Source organism: Sphingomonas sp. (assembly GCF_048594985.1).
GTDB lineage: Bacteria > Pseudomonadota > Alphaproteobacteria > Sphingomonadales > Sphingomonadaceae > Sphingomonas_I.
In genome coordinates, this window is sequence record NZ_JBMDXG010000341.1 from 1 (window position 1) to 16,570 (window position 16,570).

Sequence of the window (16,570 nt, forward strand, 5' to 3'; positions counted from 1 at the left end):
CTTCAGAAAATCGGGAAGTCCCGCCTTATGCCGCGAAACGCCGGCGCCACAGAAAAAGATAACGTCGCCGGCGTCGCGAGCGAGCAAAAGATCATCAGGGATCGAAGGCCCATTGGCGAGAAAACGCATGGGCCTACCTAATCAGCCGACGGCTCATGTGAAGGCGCTCCGGCGACTGGTATCGGTTGCGGCGGACTCCAGTCGTCTCCCACATGGGCGCCATAGCCGCGCAGCACCCCTCTCGCGCGTGACGATATCGTCTGCAATGCGGCATCGCTACTCAGCACCCCGTTGAAGAACGTAGCCAGTGCCGCGACCTGCATGTCGACCACATCGTTGACCCGTCGCGGCAACTTCTTCCCAGTCGTTCGACCAACCCGCACCCACTCCATATAATAGAGGAGCATGCACAACGAATAACGGAAGGCAAACATCCCCAGCGCGTCGCGCAACAGCATCCGCCCTTTTTTCCCCGGCTCCTGATTGGCGAGTATGAAATTGCCGACGGTTTCCTTCAATAAGTCTAGCAGCTTCCTCCTCGTGGCGTCCGTTACGCCATTGCCAGTGCGGATCTGTGTCAGTTCACCTTGATTGAACTCGTTCGCCGCATCAATTAGCCCTGCTTCGAGCGGCGCAACCTCGTCGCTCAACCGGCTCATCACAAGCTGGGCGTTCCTCTCGAACTCGCTCATTTGCGCACGCAGTCCGGGCGGTTCCGGAATCGTTTGGAGATCGCGACACAGACGCGCGAACTCGACAGTCCCTTCATAGTCGATCAGGCGCTGCGCATGTGTGGAGGAGATCACATTGTCCCCCAAAATCTCATCCGTCCGTCGCAAGACATAAACCTGCTGTGTGAAGCGTGACGCCATTTGCAAAGAATTACGAGACGTCGAGAGTGCGTTAGATTTGCGCATCTCGATGAGGGTCAGATCAGAAAGTGCGATCACATGATCCCGCGAGGCTGTGAGATAAGCGGTAAGACCGGGATGACGAAGAGAGTTCGAGTCAGCGAGGAGAGTGATCACGATTGCTCCGAATTCTACTGAACCCTCCATACAATGCCATAAAACCGAAGGTCGTTGCAGCACCTTCGGGACCGAACCCAACGCGTTAAGTTGCTGCGCTTCGCGCTCCCGACGGCTCGGTGTGCAGACATCAGCGCCTTCGCGAGCGCATTCCTGTCACTTTCCGATAGACTTGGATCCGTCATATGCCACTAGCGACCGCGCACGACATAATAGCGGCCGTCTGGCGCCACCAGCTGGATAGGACGTTGGCGTGATCCGATCATAGGTTATGTTCGCCGGATGGCGCGCAACCTCAAAGTCTATCGAACACCCATCGGCTTTCATGACGCCTATGTGGCTGCGCCAAGCCAGAAGGCAGCACTCAAGGCCTGGGGAAGCGACGCCGATCTATTCGCGCGCGGCATCGCCGAGGTCGTTACCGACGACTCGCTAACGAAAGAGCCGCTCGCCAATCCGGGCAAAATCGTAAAACGGGCGCGCGGCAACGCTGAGGACTATGCGGCGGTGCCGCCATCGAAGCGCGCGGCTAACAGGCGCGTCCGCCCAACCGACGCTGACGCCGAGCCGAACCGCCGTTCCCGGAGCCCGAAAAATGCCGCCCCGCCGGCAGAACCGAAACCGGCACTCAAGGCACCGAAGCGCAAGCCGAAGCCGCGCCCATCGCGCTCCAAACTTGAGGCGGCTGAGCAGGCCATCGAGACGGCGAACTCGGATCACGCAGCCGCGCTCGCAGATCTCCGTCGACGGGAACAAGCGCTTCGCGACGAACGACGTCAGCTCGATGATGGCCACGCGGCCGAGATCTCGAAGTTGGAGACGGCGCTTGGAAAGGTGCGCACGGCCTACCAGGTCGCAATCGAGAAGTGGGCGTCAGACAGCTGATCAACCGGCCGGCCAGAGCGACGATGGAGAGCGAAAGGTAATCGACCAGCGCGTGCGCTCCATCTCGGCGATGCTGTGCTGCCACTCATGCCGGGCCTCACCCGCCATATGATAGGCAGCACGCGGGGCCAGCGGGAGCGACACGCGATCATATCTGCCGTCGCGACGCTTGCGTCGGAACCGCATATCTGCCGACGCGCCAAGCGATAGACCGACGACATGCTCATAGATCGGCCGATCGCGGTGCCAATTGATGCCCGCACCGCGATCATAGCGGATCAGCAGCGCCTGGATCAGCGAATCTTCCTCCACGCCCGCAAAGTCAGCGAGCCGCTTCTGCAGCGACAGGAGCCAATCCGGTATCGGATCGGCGCGGCCCAACTCGTTCGTATCGAAGTCATAGCTCCATCCGAATGAGGCGATCACACGCTTTCCTGTCCAGCCCTGAAATCGAAAGGGGGTCAGCTCCACCGCGTCGATCGCTTCGATCAGCGCGAGCTCCTCCGCTTCGCTTACGATGTCCGGGAGGGCGGCCAGGCCGGGCAGCAGCGGCGCGTCGAACAGATCAAGCATGGTTCTAGAAAGGCAGCTCTTCGATGAATTCGACGAGATCGCCAAATGCGACAGGATCAAACGTTGGGCCATCGCCGGTGGCAAATACCCGTGACAAGCGGGACGCTTCGGCCAAGGCTGCCTCATCCATGCCGGCTACGTCGTGCCCGGTTCGCCAACGTGCGAGCGCAGCCGCCCGATCAGCATCGGTCGGCGCCATCAGCTCCCCGCCTTTCGCTGCGGTGATCAGTCCAGGGCTCATGCTACAGCGCCAGTGTCTTCTGGACCGGCGCCCCGTCGATCTCCTCGACCAGAAACAGGTGCGCCGGCGGCGTCACCAGCAGATCGGTCTCGGGCACCGTCGCATCGAGCCAGTTCATAACCTGACGGCGGAGAATGATCGCGCCGTGACGATCCTGATACTGCGCAACCTCTGGGTTGGCAGCAACCGTGACAATCCGGAACGAGAGCGGCCAACCTGCCATTGCCGGCTCCCATATCCCCGCCAGGTAGAAGAAATTGCCGTCTTCAAGCGTCACCCGATAGCGACGCTTGCCCACCGTCACGTGAAACTCAGATGCTGGCATCAAGCATCGATAGGCCGGGAAAGTCTTTCCCTCCGAACGAACGAAACGATACTCAACACCGGCGGAAAATCGCGGATTGGACCCCCAGCGCGCGTTCACAATTTCTTTCTTGCCCGGCTCATCCGGTTTGTATCGGATGATCGGCCGCACACTCCCATCAGGTGAGTCGGGATCGAATGGCGTTGCGGTCGCATTCATGGTGTAGAACATAATGGGAACGACGCTGAGTCGCAAGATGCAGGAAGGCGGACCGCTTCATGTGCAATGACTATCGACTTGAGGTCGAGATTGCCTCGATCATGGAGGACTTCGACGAGCTCGAGATCAACATCGAGACGCCTGAGGGCATCCCCAACGTCGAACCACGCGCCGACATCAAGATGACCGACACCGCTCCTATCGTCCGCGGTATCGAGGGGACGCGCGCCGCGGGCGAGCTGATCAATCGACGATGGAGCTGGCCGGGCCAGAACAAGAAGCCTGTCTATAACTTTCGCTCAGAGGGGCGCGAGTTCACCTCGCACCGCTGTCTCATCCTTGCCGACGGCTTCTACGAGTTTACCAAGCCCGAAGACCCCAAGCAGAAACGCCAGAACAAGTGGCTGTTCACGATGCAGGATTATCGCTGGTTTTGCATCGCTGGCATCTGGCGCTCGCATCCTGAGATCGGCGAGGCCTTCACGATGCTGACAATGGACGCGGGGCCAGACGTCGCTCCCTATCATCATCGCCAGATCATCCCCCTCAGTCGCGACCAGTGGGCCGACTGGCTTGATCCGTCGGTTCCTGCAGAAGAGATCCTCCGCCATCTACCACCGGACAGCCTTCCGGTCGCGCGGGTCTATCCTCCAGCACCGGAACAGGCGGCCCTTCTATGATGACCGATCCCAGGTCGCCGACGCGTACAACAGGAGCTTGAGGCCATGACTTCGCCGTCTGCTGACACCAAGGCAGAAGCCCTTCGCGCGATCGTTGCGAACTCCAAGCGTCTACTTCGCGATGCGACCTTGTTGCAGGCCTCCGGCAGCCCCGGCTCGGCGCTCAGCCTCGCCATCCTCGCCTATGAAGAGGCCGGCAAAGGGCATATCGTCGAACATGGCTGGCAGAAGCCGAAGCATATCTCCAGCCATCACGCCCATCGGCATTTCATGGCGTTCGTCGTGCTGCATGCCTCGTTCGTTCAGAAATACAGTCTCGACATGACGGGCATGAGCGACAAGATCGCCAAGCGCTACGAGGAAGCCGGCGTCAAGCCGGGCGGCAAGACTCCCATGCCGCCGATGACCGACGCGCTGCGTCAGGCCTTGCGAGCGGAAATCGTGCCGCAGATTCAACGCATGTCCGACGAGCAGCAGCAAATGATGGGGATCGAGCAGCGTTGGCTGGAGAAGGTCGGCAAAGCCGTCCAGCATGGCGGACTCGAAAAGATCCGGCAGTCCGGTCTCTATCTCGATACCGACGCCGAGCTTAGGATCACCGGGTCTCCCGAGACGGTCGAGCGGATCGAAGTTGAGCGATGGCTGTGGGCCGCGACACGCGTGCTCAACCTCCTCGAACACGGCCAGTATGATCAACCTTATTCACCGCTTGCCGAGTTGGTCACCGCAGCCGCTGCCGGCGACGAAAGCGCGCGTCAGGTGCTCGCAGCGATGCAAGGGCGACCCGAAACAGCCGAGAGCGGCACATGACCACTCGCACGGTGCAGCGCACCCGCGCCTGTCGCGGTCCCGGCTGTTCATCGCAGGCGCTCATCAAAGCCCACATCATGCCCGCGGGGTTTGCTCGGATCATGCACCGTGAGGGCGGGCATAATCTTGGCGTGTCTGACGCGGGCGCGCGTCGGGCGCAGTATCAGCTCGGGGCGTTCGACAAAGGCATTCTCTGCGGCCCTTGCGACAAGAGGCTCGGCAAGCTTGATGCATTCGCTCTCACATTCTGTACGGCGGAGCGCCCGACGCCCTCAGCGGGAACGATCGCGCAGATCGTCGGCGTCGACGGGGGGCAACTCCTGGCGTTTGCGACCTCAGTCGTCTGGCGGGCGTCCATCTCGACGCTAGAGACCTTTGCCGGGATCGATCTCGGACCGCTCACGGACCGCGCCCGCGACATCGCTTTCGGCGAACCGGCGGTAGTATTTCCCGTCATCGCAAACCGCCTCGTCAGCGCCCGCTACGATGTGCGTGAGTTCTACGTCCAGCCGATCCGGCGCAAACTGGCGGGGCTCAACGCCTATTCGTTTCTCCTCGGCGGATTTCAATGGTTCGTAGTCGCCGACAGCCGCTCCCTGCCCTCCAATTTGCGCCGCTTGGTGATCCCCGGCGCAACGGATTTCGCGTCGCTCGCGGTGCCACTGGAGGGCACGCCTGAATTTCGGGACTTGCTCGCGATCGCCGACCGGCACCGCCGTCGCGTCTGATCAGCCCCACGGAAGACCCATCCGATCGATCAAGTGACTCAAGCCGCTTGACGAATCTTCCGGCAAGAAGGAACATAGAGTGAACAAGTGAGTCGTATGCCACCTAATGTCCGTCCCGAGTTCCCTCGCCGACCGGCCTTCCGCCGATCAGCTCGCCGCTTTGCGCGCCGAGCTTTCCCGTGCCCAGGTGGCGCGGGGGCCAGCGCTCGCATTCGGCCTCGCGCAGCTCGACTATCGCCTTGCTGATCATGGTCTCGACGCGACCGGTCTCCATGAGATTGTGGGTGCCTCTGCCAGCCTGAACGATGACGCGGCAGCCACGCTTTTCGCAGCCGGCATTGCTGCTCGCTTTGCGGCCAAACCGGGCCGCTCCATCCTTTGGGCGCTTTCGAAATTCGACCTTTACGCGCCAGGGGTTGAGCAAGTCGGGCTCGGTCCCGACCGCATCCTTTATGCGCAGGGCAGCAAGGACGCGCAGGTTCTTGCCATGGCCGAGGACGGTCTTCGGAATGGGTCGCTCGCCTGCGTCATCGCCGAAGTCAGGGCTGCCGACATGACCGCAACCCGGCGCCTGCAGCTTGCGGCGTCGGACGGCAAGACCCCCATGCTGCTCTATCGCCGACACCGAACTCGTGACCGGTGCCCCTTGAGCACACTATCGGCAGCGATGACCCGCTGGCGGATCGGATGCGTCGAATCCGAGAGGCTTCCCCATCCCGGCGTCGGCCGACCACGCTGGTCAGTCGAACTGGTCCGCCAGCGGGCCGGCAATCCCTTCACTCTCGAGCTGGAGGCCTGCGATGAACAGGGTCGCCTCGCTCTTCCTGCCGCAGCTCCCGATCGAGCGATTGCGCGCGGGGGAGCGATCGCGCAGGCCGCCTGAGCCGGCGCGGTCCGTCGCCGCGGCGCTCGCGCCTCCGATCGATGACAATCCCGGCGCATGCTCGGTCCCGCGCGGCGGAGGCTGGCGACCCGGTGCCCGCTGGGCGCGGGATGGCGCAATCACCGGCAGGCGAAATCAGGCCGAGATCGACCGCCTTCCCGCGCACCAGCGGCCGACCATGCGCGAGATGGGACGGCGCAGCGAAGCCGCGGAGCACCCGTTCCGGGCCTTAAGCGGCGACGATGGCGCGCCCGGCTCGTCCGCGCCGCCGCGTCCGGCACCGATGACGTGGGCGGACCTCTGGGGGCGGCCAACGGTCCTGGTCACGCGCAACGGCAGACAGGAGGCGGTAAGCGCTGCCTGCCTCCAAGCGCTTGAGCTTGGCCTCCGTCCCGGCATGGCGGCTGCGCACGCCCGCGCGCTTGTTGCAGAACTGGAGATGCTGGACGCCGATCCCGACGCCGATCGCGCCTGGCTGGACCGGCTCGCGCTGCACGCAGTCCGCAAATGGACGCCGATCGCGGCGGTGTCGGGGTCGGACGGTTTATGGTTCGACCTTACCGGGACCACGCATCTGTTCGGCGGCGAGGAACGCTTCTGCCGCCGCCTGCTCGGCTTTTTGAAGCGTCTCGGGTTCACCGCGACCATCGCGATCGCCGGCACGCCGGGCGCTGCCCACGCGCTCGCTCGCTACGGCGGCCGCCCCATCATCTTACTGCCGACCGGCAGCGAAGCCGAAGCTATGGCACCTTTGCCGCTGGCCGCCCTTCGGCTCGACGCCTCGGCCCTGACCGCCGCCGCACGGTTCGGCATCGAGCGAGTCGCCGATCTCTATCCCATGCCACGCGGCCCTTTGGCGCGTCGGCTTGGCCTGTCGACGGTGGAGCGGCTCGATCAGGCCCGCGGCATGATCGCGGAACCGATCATCCCCGTCGTTCCGTTCGAGCGCCCCGAGGTGACACGCCGGCTGCTCGAGCCGATCGGCACGCCGGAGAGCATCATGCAGGTCATCTCCGATCTGGTCGATGATCTCGTGCCGCTCTTGCGCGAACGCGGGCTCGGCGTGCGCAAAGTCGCCTTGGGGATCGATCGGGTCGACGGCGAAGTCCAGCATCTCTCCATCGGCGCCTCCCGCTCGACGCGCGACGGCCAGCATCTCAAGCGCATGTTCGCCCTGAAACTGCCTGCGGTCGATCCTGGCTTGGGGATCGAGGCAATGCACCTTGTCGTGCCGCACAGCGAGCCACTCGACGCCAGCACGGTAGCTGCCTTGATCGAGGATAATACGCGATCACCCGACCTGGCGCCGCTGGTCGATCAGTTGATCGGCCGGTCCGGACCATCCGCGCTCTTCAGGGTCGCCTCCCATGAAAGCGATGTTCCCGAGCGCGCCGTCAGGCGGGTCGAGCCGCTGGCCGAACCCAAAGGCTGGCCGGCATGGAAACGGCCCACGCGGCTGCTTCAGCGCCCCGAGCAACTGAGCAACGTGATCGCGCTCCTGCCCGATCACCCGCCACGCCGGTTCACATGGCGGCGGCAGGACTATCGCGTAATTGCCGGGGACGGCCCCGAGCGCATCCATGGCGAATGGTGGCGCAGGCCCGGCGAACTCTGGGCGGTGCGGGACTATTTCAGGGTCGAGGCCGAGGGTGGGCTCCGCTTCTGGGTCTTCCGCCGCGGTGACGGCGTCGACGGTCCGACCGGAGATCTGACCTGGTACATGCACGGGGTCTTCGGCTGATGGCCGCCCCCGCCACGACCTATGTCGAGCTGCAGGTCACCAGCCATTTTTCCTTCCTGCGCGGCGCGTCCTCCCCCGAGGAGCTGTTCGCGGCCGCCGCGCTGCTCGGTCACAGCACCCTTGGCCTCGCCGACTGGGGCTCGGTTGCTGGCGTCGTGCGCGGCTGGGACGGTCAGAAGACGACCGGCTGCCGGATGATCCCCGGCGCGCGCGTGGACACGCGCGAGGGGCACGCGATCCTGCTCTACCCGATCGACCGTGCGGCCTGGTCGCGCCTCACGCGGCTTCTGTCGATCGGGAAGGCGCGCGGCGGCAAGGGAAATTGCCTCCTCGATCTCGCGGATGTCGCCGCCCATGCCGAGAATATGGTCGGCATATTGGTGCCGGACATGCCGGACGACACCACCGCCGCGCAGCTCGCGGATATCCGACAGGTGTTCGGCCTGCATGGCTATGCCGCCTTGTCATTCCGCCGCCGACCCGACGACATCGCCCGGCAGCACGCGCTCAATGCGATGATCCGCGAAGCAGGCCTTCGCGCGGTCGCAACCGGCGACGTTCTCTATCACACTCCCGAACGCCGGCCGCTCCAGGACGTGGTGAGCGCGATCCGCGAGAAGTGCAAGGTCGAGGAACTGGGCTTCCGGCGTGAACGGTTCATGGACCGCAATCTCAAGTCGCCACAGGAGATGGAACGGCGCTTCACGGCCTTCCCGGATGCGATCCAGGCCAGCGCCGATATCGCCGGCATCTGCCGTTTCGATCTCGGCGAGATCCAATATCAATATCCCTACGAGCAGGTCATGGAAGGCCGCACCGCCCAGGAGGCGCTGGCCTGTCTGACCGAAGAAGCGGCCGCCGCCCGCTTCCCCGACGGCGTGCCCAGGCGCTACCGCGATCAGATCGACCATGAGCTTCGGTTGATCGCCAACCTCGGCTATGCGCCCTATTTCCTGACCGTGAACAGCATCGTCGCCGAGAGCCGGCGGCGCGGCATCCTCTGCCAAGGGCGCGGCTCGGCCGCCAACAGCTGCGTCTGCTTCCTGCTCGGCATCACGTCGATCGACCCCATCCAGCACGAACTCCTGTTCGAACGATTTGTGAGCGGCGAACGCAAAGAGCCACCCGACATCGACGTCGATTTCGAGCACGAGCGCCGGGAAGAAATCATCCAATGGATCTACGAAACCTACGGTCGCCATCGCTCGGCCCTGACCGCCGTGGTCACGCGCTACCGCACGCGCGGCGCCGTCCGTGAGGTGGGCAAGGTGCTGGGCCTGCCGGAAGACCTCACCAAGATGCTGAGAGGCCTGGTCTGGGGCTGGTCGATGGACGGCATCTCGCAGGAGCAGATCGAGAGCCTCAACCTCAACGCCGAGGATCATCGCCTCAAACTGACGCTGGAGTTGGCGCGCCAATTGATCGGGACGCCCCGCCACCTGTCGCAGCACCCCGGCGGCTTCGTGCTGACCCAGGATCGGCTCGACGATCTCGTGCCCATCGAGCCCGCCCGCATGGAAGACCGCCAGATTATCGAGTGGGACAAAGACGATATCGATGCCCTCAAATTTATGAAGGTCGACGTCCTGGGGCTGGGAATGCTCGGCTGCATGAACCGCGCCTTCAACCTGCTTGAAGCCGACAAGGGCATCAAGGTCGGCATGGCCGACCTGCAGGACGACGATCCTGCCGTCTATGCGATGATCCAGAAAGCCGACACTTTGGGCGTCTTCCAGATCGAGTCACGCGCGCAGATGTCGATGCTCCCGCGCATGAAGCCTCGGGAGTTCTATGATCTGGTGATCGAGGTCGCGATCGTCCGTCCCGGGCCGATCCAGGGTGACATGGTCCACCCGTATCTCCGGCGCCGCGAGGGTAAGGAGAAGCCCGAATATCCGCGGCCAGAATTGCGCGCCGTGCTTGAGAAAACGCTCGGTGTCCCGCTGTTTCAGGAACAGGCGATGAAGGTCGCTATCGTCGGCGCCGGCTTCACCGCGGTAGAGGCCGACCAGCTGCGTCGCGCGATGGCGACATTCAAGCTGACCGGCGGGGTCAGCCATTTCTACGACAAACTCGTCGGGGGCATGGTCGAGCGCGGCTACCCCAAGGATTTTGCCGAGCGGACGTTCAAACAGATCGAAGGTTTCGGCTCCTACGGCTTCCCCGAAAGCCACGCCGCGTCGTTCGCCAAGATCGCCTTCGCCAGCTGCTGGATGAAGCATGATGATCCCGACGTGTTCTGTGCCGCGCTACTGAATGCCCAACCTATTGGCTTCTATGCGCCTGCGCAGATCGCCGGGGATGCCCGCAAGCACGGCGTTGAGATACGCCCCGTGTCGGTCAACCACAGCCATTGGGACTGCACGCTGGAAAAGACCAACGGGCGATACATGGCCGTCCGGCTGGGACTCGGTCAAATCATCGGGCTCGCCAACGTGCATGGCGCGGCGATCGTCGCCGCGCGTGGGCCGGCACCCTATGACAGCGTCGAGGAGGTCTGGCGTCGGGCGGGGACCTCGCGCGCCGCGATCGAGAAGCTGGCCGAGGCAGACGCCTTCCACTCTGTCGCCGAGAACCGCCGTCAGGGGTTGTGGAAGGTCAAGGGACTGGGCGAGGCGCCGCTCCCGTTGTTCGCTGCGGCCGACGAACGAGACGGCGGTTTCTCGCCGGAGGGGATGGAGCCTGCGGTGGCGCTCCGGCCGATGACGGAAGGCCGGGAGGTGGTGGAAGACTACCGCTCGATCGGCCTGTCGCTGCGAGGCCACCCCGTCCAGTTCCTGCGCCCCGAGCTCGATGCCATGCGCATGGTCAAATGCGCTGACCTTCAGAACATCCGCGACGGTCGCAACGTCGAGGTCGCGGGCGTTATCCTCGTGCGCCAGCGGCCCGGCTCGGCCAAGGGCGTCCTGTTCGTGACGATAGAGGATGAAACCGGCGTCGCCCAGGGTATCCTCTGGCCCGACCGCTTCGAGATTTACCGCCGCCAGGTCATGTCGGCCTCGATGATCGCGATGCGCGGGCGCCTTCAGAAGGAAGGCGAGGTCATCCACGTCATCTGCGATCGCATCACCGATCACGATGCGATGCTGCGCTCTATCGCGGGCAAGGACTTCCGCGTCATGCCCGGTCACGGCGATGGGGCAACCCATGGCGGCGGTCCCGACCCGCGCGACCCAGGCATCCCGCGCGGCCGCACACTGTCCCACCCGCCGTTCAACGCCGTCCTCACCGAAGAAGACCTCGTCCGTATCCGCAGTCATGACTTCCACTGATGCCCGCGCACGCGCCACCGGCACGATCGACCGCGCGCTTAACGTGCTTCGGGAGGCGACAGCGGAAAAGGGGAAGGTTCAGACACGCGGTGTCGCACTCGCCCTCTGGGTGCTGCGCAGCCGATGCCCTGACGAATGGCTGGTGGCCTTCTGGGAGGCGGCCGGCTCCGATCATGAGATCGGTCGCAGTCAGGGCCTGCACGCCGCCTACAATGGCATCGTTCGGCAAATCCGCACTTGCGGTGCCGGGGGCAAAGACGCCGCCGGATGAAAACACGACCCCGCATCCCTACATCGGAGAGATATCAATGACATCCACGGGAACAGGCGAGCATGGCCAATGGCTGGGCGCCCGATGGCGCCGTTCAGGAGCAAATCGACGACAGCGTCAAAGACGCGCTGGCCAATGCGCTTTCGCGCATGCCGACCGGTCCCGGCCTCACGGAATGCGAGGAATGCGGCGAGCAAATCCCCGAAGCACGCCGTCAGGCCTTGCCCGGCGCTCGCACCTGCGTCTCCTGCCAGTCGGCACGGGACAAGCGCCCGACCTTCTCCGTCATCAACCGTCGCGGCAGCAAGGACAGCCAGCTTCGCTGAGAACCCCGTCGTGAGCCGGGCGCTCATCGCTGCTGTCCTTGCCTTGCTCGCATGCGGTTGGGCCTCGCCGGCGCTGGCCGACCCTTGCGAAGGTCCGCTGCCCCCTCGCGGCACCAACTTCTCAGGCATCGTGCGCTATATCGGCGATGGTGATGGGCTCTGCATCGGTCCAGCGAACAGGCCGGATCTATGGATCGAGATCCGGCTGGCTGATTTCTACGCGCCCGAGCTGCATGAACGAGGCGGTGCCGATGCCAAGCGACGCCTCGCGCGCCTGACTCTTGGGAAAACGCTCGTTTGTCAGGCGGGGCGCCGCAGCTACGACAGGGTCGTCGCAAGCTGCACGCTTGATCGTCGACCGCTGGGGCTGCTCCTGCGCCAGAACGGCGGTGTCCAGGGCGGACGCGGATGGCGGCCATGATCTCAGGTCCCGCCTTCGCCGCGCCTCAAAAGATTGGTCAGCCCAGCGTCTGAAACGTTCGACAGCCCCCTATTCGATCGATACGTCATTGTCGGGGAGAGCACACCGCAAATGGATGAATTTGACTGGGAATGGCAGCGGCTGCGCGCCGAATCGGAACTCAAAGACCTTGAGGGTGACGCATTCGAAACGCGGTTTCAGTCAGTGGCGAAGTCCCTCTGGAAAGAGGACTTCACGCCCACCATTCCTATGGGCCGGCGCGGCGACCTGAAATGCGACGGCTTTCGGACCTCAACGGGCACTGTCTACCAATGCTACGGCCCGCGCTATGGGCAAGCGAACGTCACCGAGGCGCTCGCGAAGATCGACGAGGATTTCCGCGGGGCGAAGGCACATTGGGGCACTCGGCTTCGCGAGTGGAAGTTCGTCGTCAATCTGTACCGCGACAAACTGCCCTCGGACCTCGTGCTTAAGATAGAGCAACTCGCCGAGGAACTCGATGTGCCGGCCGCGCCGCTCACGCGATCCGACATCCTGGATCTCATCAAGACCCTCCCAGCCGATGAGCGTGTGCGGCTATACGGCCGCGCGCCTAGGGCCACAGACATGGCGCGGATCACCTACGCGAACCTTGGGCGTGCCCTCACCCTCATCCGTCGCGCCATCGCTACCGATCCCAACGAGCCCGTGCCGCTTTCCGCCGATCTTGCGACCAAGGTGGCTTTCAACGCGCTATCCGATGCGACGCGCCACTTCCTGTCGATCGGGCAAACCGGCGTGGCGAAAGTCGAGGAGTATCTCCGGGACCAGCCCGACCCCGAGGAGCCGGAACGTATGGCCCAGGGCTTCAAGGCCCGATACGCAGAATGCGTCGCCTCTGGCCTTGAACCCGATCACACATTCAGGGAAATGGTAATCTTCGCAGGCGGCGGCACGGGCGAAGCGGAGCGCGACACAGCAGCTCTCGCGATCGTGACCCGCTTTTTCGTGACGTGTCAGATATTTGAGATTCCAGTTGTGGGTTTAGTGCAGTGATTCTTCCAACGAAGAATATCAGTCCTGATCGGGCCCTGCTCACGCTGGCGGGCAAGGTGTTTGATGGCCTCGGCTCACCGCGCACGGTCTCTGGCGTCTGGGACGAGTTCCGCGCCCAACAGGAGGCTCGCCCGGTCTCCTACGCCTTCTTCATCCTCGCGATAGACCTCCTCTTCCTGATGAAACTGGTCTCACTCGGTGACGACGGCCTGATTCGCCGCCGCGTCGGAGGCCAGTGATGCTGCACCGCCTGAAAGCGGACCGAGCAGGCTTCAGGACGTTGAACTTCCGGCCCGGCCTCAACATCATCCTGGCAACGCGCGCGGACGGCGGCGATCAGGATAGCGGCACCGCGAACGAGAGGCGCAGCCGCAATGGCGCTGGCAAATCCAGCACCATCGATCTGATTCATTTCCTTCTCGGAGGGAAAGCCGAGGGCGCGCTTACCGCGCCCACGCTGGCTGAATGGAATTTCGCGCTCGATCTCGATGTCGGTCCCGATCGGATCGAGGTCACGCGCAGCGTCGCCAACGCCAAGCAGGTCTTCATCCGATCTGACCATCACGGCGTAGATCGCATCCAGAACACGCAATGGTGCAAGCGGCTCGGCGAAGAGTGGTTCGGGCTGCGGGAGAAGCGCGGGAACGGCGATGTATCGTACCGGCAACTCGTCAGCTATTTCGCGCGCCGCAAGCGCGATGGTGGGCTCGACAGCCCCATTCGGACCTTCCGGAATCAATCGACTGCGTCGGCCGAGACGTCCCTCGCTCATCTCTTCGGTCTCGACGCAGAGCTGGTTCGCCAGCTGCATCAGGCCAAGGCAGCGCTCAAACAGACCAAGGATGCCCAGACCGCTCTGGCTGCCCTCGACAAGGCCGCGGCCGAGGGGGCCAAGCGCGCTGACCTCGAAGCACAGCTGGAGGCACAAATCGCCTCTGTGAAGCTAGGTCGAGATCGCTTGGCCGAGCGCATCGAAGCGTTCAACGTCCTGCCAGCCTTCCGCGAACTCGAACGCGAACTCGCGATCCTGAACCAGGATTTCCGCGATCTGTCCGACGGCGATGTGATCGATCAGGAGGCGATCGACGTGAACACGCGGGCCTTGGAGGCGGAAGCCTTCGCTGAGGCACCGGATATCGCCCGATTGTTCGAAGAGGCGCGGATCGTTTTCCCCGACCTCGTCACCGATCGATATGATGAGGTCCACCGCTTCCACGAGAAACTGCTCGAGAATCGGCAATCCCATCTGCAAAACGAAATCGCAGCAGCTCGGCAGCGCATTGCGATGCGCCAGCCGCAGCGCGAGCTGATCGAGGCGCGACGCCGGGACATCACCCGATCGCTGCGCGCGAGCGGTCCCGCCGACGAGTTGCTGCGGCTGCGGGACGAACTATCCGCCCGCGAGTCCGAGCTCAAGCAGCTTGAAGGACGACTGCAGGAGGCTCGAAAGCTCGAGGAACGTGCCGAGGCACTGGAGCGCGAAGTGGAAGACGCTGTCCGCGCGCTGCGCCAGGACCGTCGCGAACGATCCACGATCGTCGATACCGCCAGCCGCACTTTCTCGGAAATCTCCGAACGGCTGTACGAAAAGCCTGGCCAACTGGCCATTTCAGCGACGGATAACGGCCTGCGCTTCCTGCCGCAGACCCCAGCCGATGGCAGCGCTGGCGTGATGAGCATGGAGGTCTTCTGCTTCGACCTTACCCTCGCCGCTTTGGCGAAGGGTCGCGGCGAGGGCCCGGGTTTCATCATCCACGACAGCCACCTGTTCGAACCCGTGGATGGCCGTCAGTTCGCGCGCGCCCTCCAGATCGCCGCCGACTTCTCGGCGAGCATCGGCATTCAATATGTGGCGCTCCTCAACTCGGACGAGATCGTCCGAGCGGAACGGGAAAGCGGCGCCAGTTTTGCCGACTATGTCCTCGAAGCGGAACTCTCGGACACCCCTGACGGTGGCCTGTTCGGAATCCGCTTCGACTAGCCGCCGCAATGCCGGTCTATTTCATCGGTGAGGAGGACAGCGGCTTTTGCCGCATCAAGATCGGCGTCGCAAAGGACATCGAAAAGCGCCGCAGCAACCTTCAGACCGGCAACCCCTCCGCGATACGCCTGCTCGGATGGATCAACACCGAGGCGACGTTCGAGCTGGAACACCGGCTCCACCGCCACTTCGAGGCAACCCGCGTGCGCGGCGAATGGTTCGCGATCCAACCGGCGGACATCCTGCCGATCCTCATGCGCGCCACCAGCGACGGGTTCATCGCAAAGAATGCCGATGCCTTCCAGATCGTCGGCTATGACCGCGACGCCGTCCCCGAATATCTCGGCGTCTGGGAATGGGGCGACCTCGAAATCGACGAATGCTGCCCTTTTTGCGGATGCCTCTGCGGCATGGCGTTTCAGGACGCATCGCAAATGTATCACTGCATCAGCTGCGACGCGCTCACCGACTTCTCCGAGTTGAGCCGGCGCGACGATGAACCGGAGGACTGGTAGATGGCGCAGCCTGCAAAAAGCGCGAGCGAGGCTTGGCTCGAAGCGCGAGCCCCTGGCTTCCAAGAGCTGCCGGAGGACGACCGGCGCGCGATCTTCGACTTCGCGTTTCTATGGTCGCTGTTCGAGGCCGAGATCATGGAGGCCAATGCGCGGGTCGATCGCATCACCGAGAAGGTCGACGCATGGGTGGCGGCAGATCCGCTGGAGGCCGACCAATATGATGCGGAGCTGGCCTATTTCCGCGACCGCTATTTCGCGGACGGCGAGCTGACCTACCATTTCCCGTATCTGGACCTGCGCAAATCGGACCATCCCGATCTCGTTGAAGCGGTGATCCAGGGCGCGAACAACGATCCGCGCGCCCGCATGCTGGCCCTGCTGATGATCGTCTGGCGCCTGCGCAACAACCTCTTCCATGGCGCGAAATGGGCCTACCACATCAAAGGTCAGCGTGAGAATTTCACGCACGCGAACGCGATCCTGATGCGGGTGCTCGAACGCCACGGCCAACTGGCCTGAAAGCCGCTTTTCCGGATTTACGCCCGTGGGGGGAAAGCCTTCCCCTGCGGCCGAGCCTAACGTCTCGGCCGACCCCTTCTGCGGGGAGACCCCGCCACGCCCCCAAGAGAGTGAGAGTGTCGAGCCGATGGCCGTGAC

18 protein-coding genes are annotated in these 16,570 nt (G+C 63.7%); 15 read left to right on the top strand and 3 right to left on the bottom strand.

From position 1 onward, the window contains the following. Positions 1-137: 137 nt before the first annotated feature. A complete protein-coding gene (locus ACOJSF_RS13945; RefSeq protein ID WP_420142802.1) occupies positions 138-1,028 on the bottom strand; it encodes a hypothetical protein in 891 nt (296 codons plus the stop codon). Positions 1,029-1,310: 282 nt separating this feature from the next. Here ACOJSF_RS13945 and ACOJSF_RS13950 point away from each other — a divergent pair, with 282 nt between their 5' ends. Next, the gene (locus ACOJSF_RS13950) at positions 1,311-1,913 is read left to right on the top strand and encodes a hypothetical protein (RefSeq protein ID WP_420142803.1); all 603 of its coding nucleotides are present in this window, start codon (positions 1,311-1,313) and stop codon (positions 1,911-1,913) included. Here the strand turns inward: ACOJSF_RS13950 and ACOJSF_RS13955 are convergent, their stop codons facing one another. Together ACOJSF_RS13955 and ACOJSF_RS13960 are read right to left on the bottom strand one after the other, a co-directional pair. Beyond that, positions 1,914-2,570: an alpha-ketoglutarate-dependent dioxygenase AlkB gene (locus ACOJSF_RS13955; RefSeq protein WP_420142804.1), complete on the bottom strand. Its 657-nt coding sequence runs from the start codon at positions 2,568-2,570 to the stop codon at positions 1,914-1,916. A 158-nt stretch (positions 2,571-2,728) separates the two neighbouring features. After that, entirely contained in the window at positions 2,729-3,262 is a 534-nt protein-coding gene (locus ACOJSF_RS13960; protein WP_420142805.1) for an SOS response-associated peptidase family protein, read from the bottom strand. 47 nt (positions 3,263-3,309) lie between these two features. On the opposite strand from ACOJSF_RS13960, the gene ACOJSF_RS13965 reads away from it, so the two are divergent. The 14 genes from ACOJSF_RS13965 to ACOJSF_RS14030 all read left to right on the top strand — a co-directional run bounded on the left by ACOJSF_RS13965 (position 3,310) and on the right by ACOJSF_RS14030 (position 16,432). Further along, positions 3,310-3,930 carry an SOS response-associated peptidase gene (locus ACOJSF_RS13965; protein ID WP_420142806.1) on the top strand — a complete coding sequence of 207 codons (621 nt, stop codon included), beginning with the start codon at positions 3,310-3,312 and terminating at the stop codon, positions 3,928-3,930. 45 nt (positions 3,931-3,975) lie between these two features. After that, a complete protein-coding gene (locus ACOJSF_RS13970) occupies positions 3,976-4,740 on the top strand; it encodes an AbiV family abortive infection protein (RefSeq protein ID WP_420142807.1) in 765 nt (254 codons plus the stop codon). Then, positions 4,737-5,468, top strand: a complete 732-nt coding sequence (locus ACOJSF_RS13975) for a hypothetical protein (RefSeq protein WP_420142808.1) — start codon at positions 4,737-4,739, stop codon at positions 5,466-5,468. The genes ACOJSF_RS13970 and ACOJSF_RS13975 overlap by 4 nt, the downstream gene beginning before the upstream one ends. A gap of 160 nt (positions 5,469-5,628) precedes the next feature. Then, a complete protein-coding gene (locus ACOJSF_RS13980) occupies positions 5,629-6,351 on the top strand; it encodes an ImuA family protein (protein WP_420142809.1) in 723 nt (240 codons plus the stop codon). Between the two features lie 178 nt (positions 6,352-6,529). Next, complete coding sequence (locus ACOJSF_RS13985) at positions 6,530-8,092, top strand: DNA polymerase Y family protein (protein WP_420142810.1); 1,563 nt, start codon at positions 6,530-6,532, stop codon at positions 8,090-8,092. Continuing rightward, entirely contained in the window at positions 8,092-11,364 is a 3,273-nt protein-coding gene (locus ACOJSF_RS13990; RefSeq protein WP_420142811.1) for an error-prone DNA polymerase, read from the top strand. Before ACOJSF_RS13985 ends, ACOJSF_RS13990 begins: the two co-directional genes overlap by 1 nt. Then, positions 11,351-11,635, top strand: a complete 285-nt coding sequence (locus tag ACOJSF_RS13995) for a hypothetical protein (RefSeq protein ID WP_420142812.1) — start codon at positions 11,351-11,353, stop codon at positions 11,633-11,635. Before ACOJSF_RS13990 ends, ACOJSF_RS13995 begins: the two co-directional genes overlap by 14 nt. A gap of 62 nt (positions 11,636-11,697) precedes the next feature. Beyond that, complete coding sequence (locus ACOJSF_RS14000) at positions 11,698-11,961, top strand: DksA/TraR family C4-type zinc finger protein (RefSeq protein WP_420142813.1); 264 nt, start codon at positions 11,698-11,700, stop codon at positions 11,959-11,961. Positions 11,962-11,971: 10 nt separating this feature from the next. Beyond that, positions 11,972-12,382: a thermonuclease family protein gene (locus ACOJSF_RS14005; protein ID WP_420142814.1), complete on the top strand. Its 411-nt coding sequence runs from the start codon at positions 11,972-11,974 to the stop codon at positions 12,380-12,382. Between the two features lie 111 nt (positions 12,383-12,493). Continuing rightward, the gene (locus ACOJSF_RS14010; protein WP_420142815.1) at positions 12,494-13,417 is read left to right on the top strand and encodes an ABC-three component system protein; all 924 of its coding nucleotides are present in this window, start codon (positions 12,494-12,496) and stop codon (positions 13,415-13,417) included. Further along, positions 13,414-13,656, top strand: coding sequence for an ABC-three component system middle component 6 (locus tag ACOJSF_RS14015; protein ID WP_420142816.1), 243 nt, complete (start codon positions 13,414-13,416; stop codon positions 13,654-13,656). The genes ACOJSF_RS14010 and ACOJSF_RS14015 overlap by 4 nt, the downstream gene beginning before the upstream one ends. Then, complete coding sequence (locus ACOJSF_RS14020; RefSeq protein WP_420142817.1) at positions 13,656-15,398, top strand: DUF2326 domain-containing protein; 1,743 nt, start codon at positions 13,656-13,658, stop codon at positions 15,396-15,398. Before ACOJSF_RS14015 ends, ACOJSF_RS14020 begins: the two co-directional genes overlap by 1 nt. An 8-nt stretch (positions 15,399-15,406) precedes the next feature. Beyond that, a complete protein-coding gene (locus ACOJSF_RS14025; RefSeq protein WP_420142818.1) occupies positions 15,407-15,913 on the top strand; it encodes a GIY-YIG nuclease family protein in 507 nt (168 codons plus the stop codon). Continuing rightward, on the top strand, positions 15,914-16,432 hold the full coding sequence (locus tag ACOJSF_RS14030) for a hypothetical protein (protein WP_420142819.1): 519 nt from the start codon (positions 15,914-15,916) through the stop codon (positions 16,430-16,432). Positions 16,433-16,570: the final 138 nt, after the last annotated feature.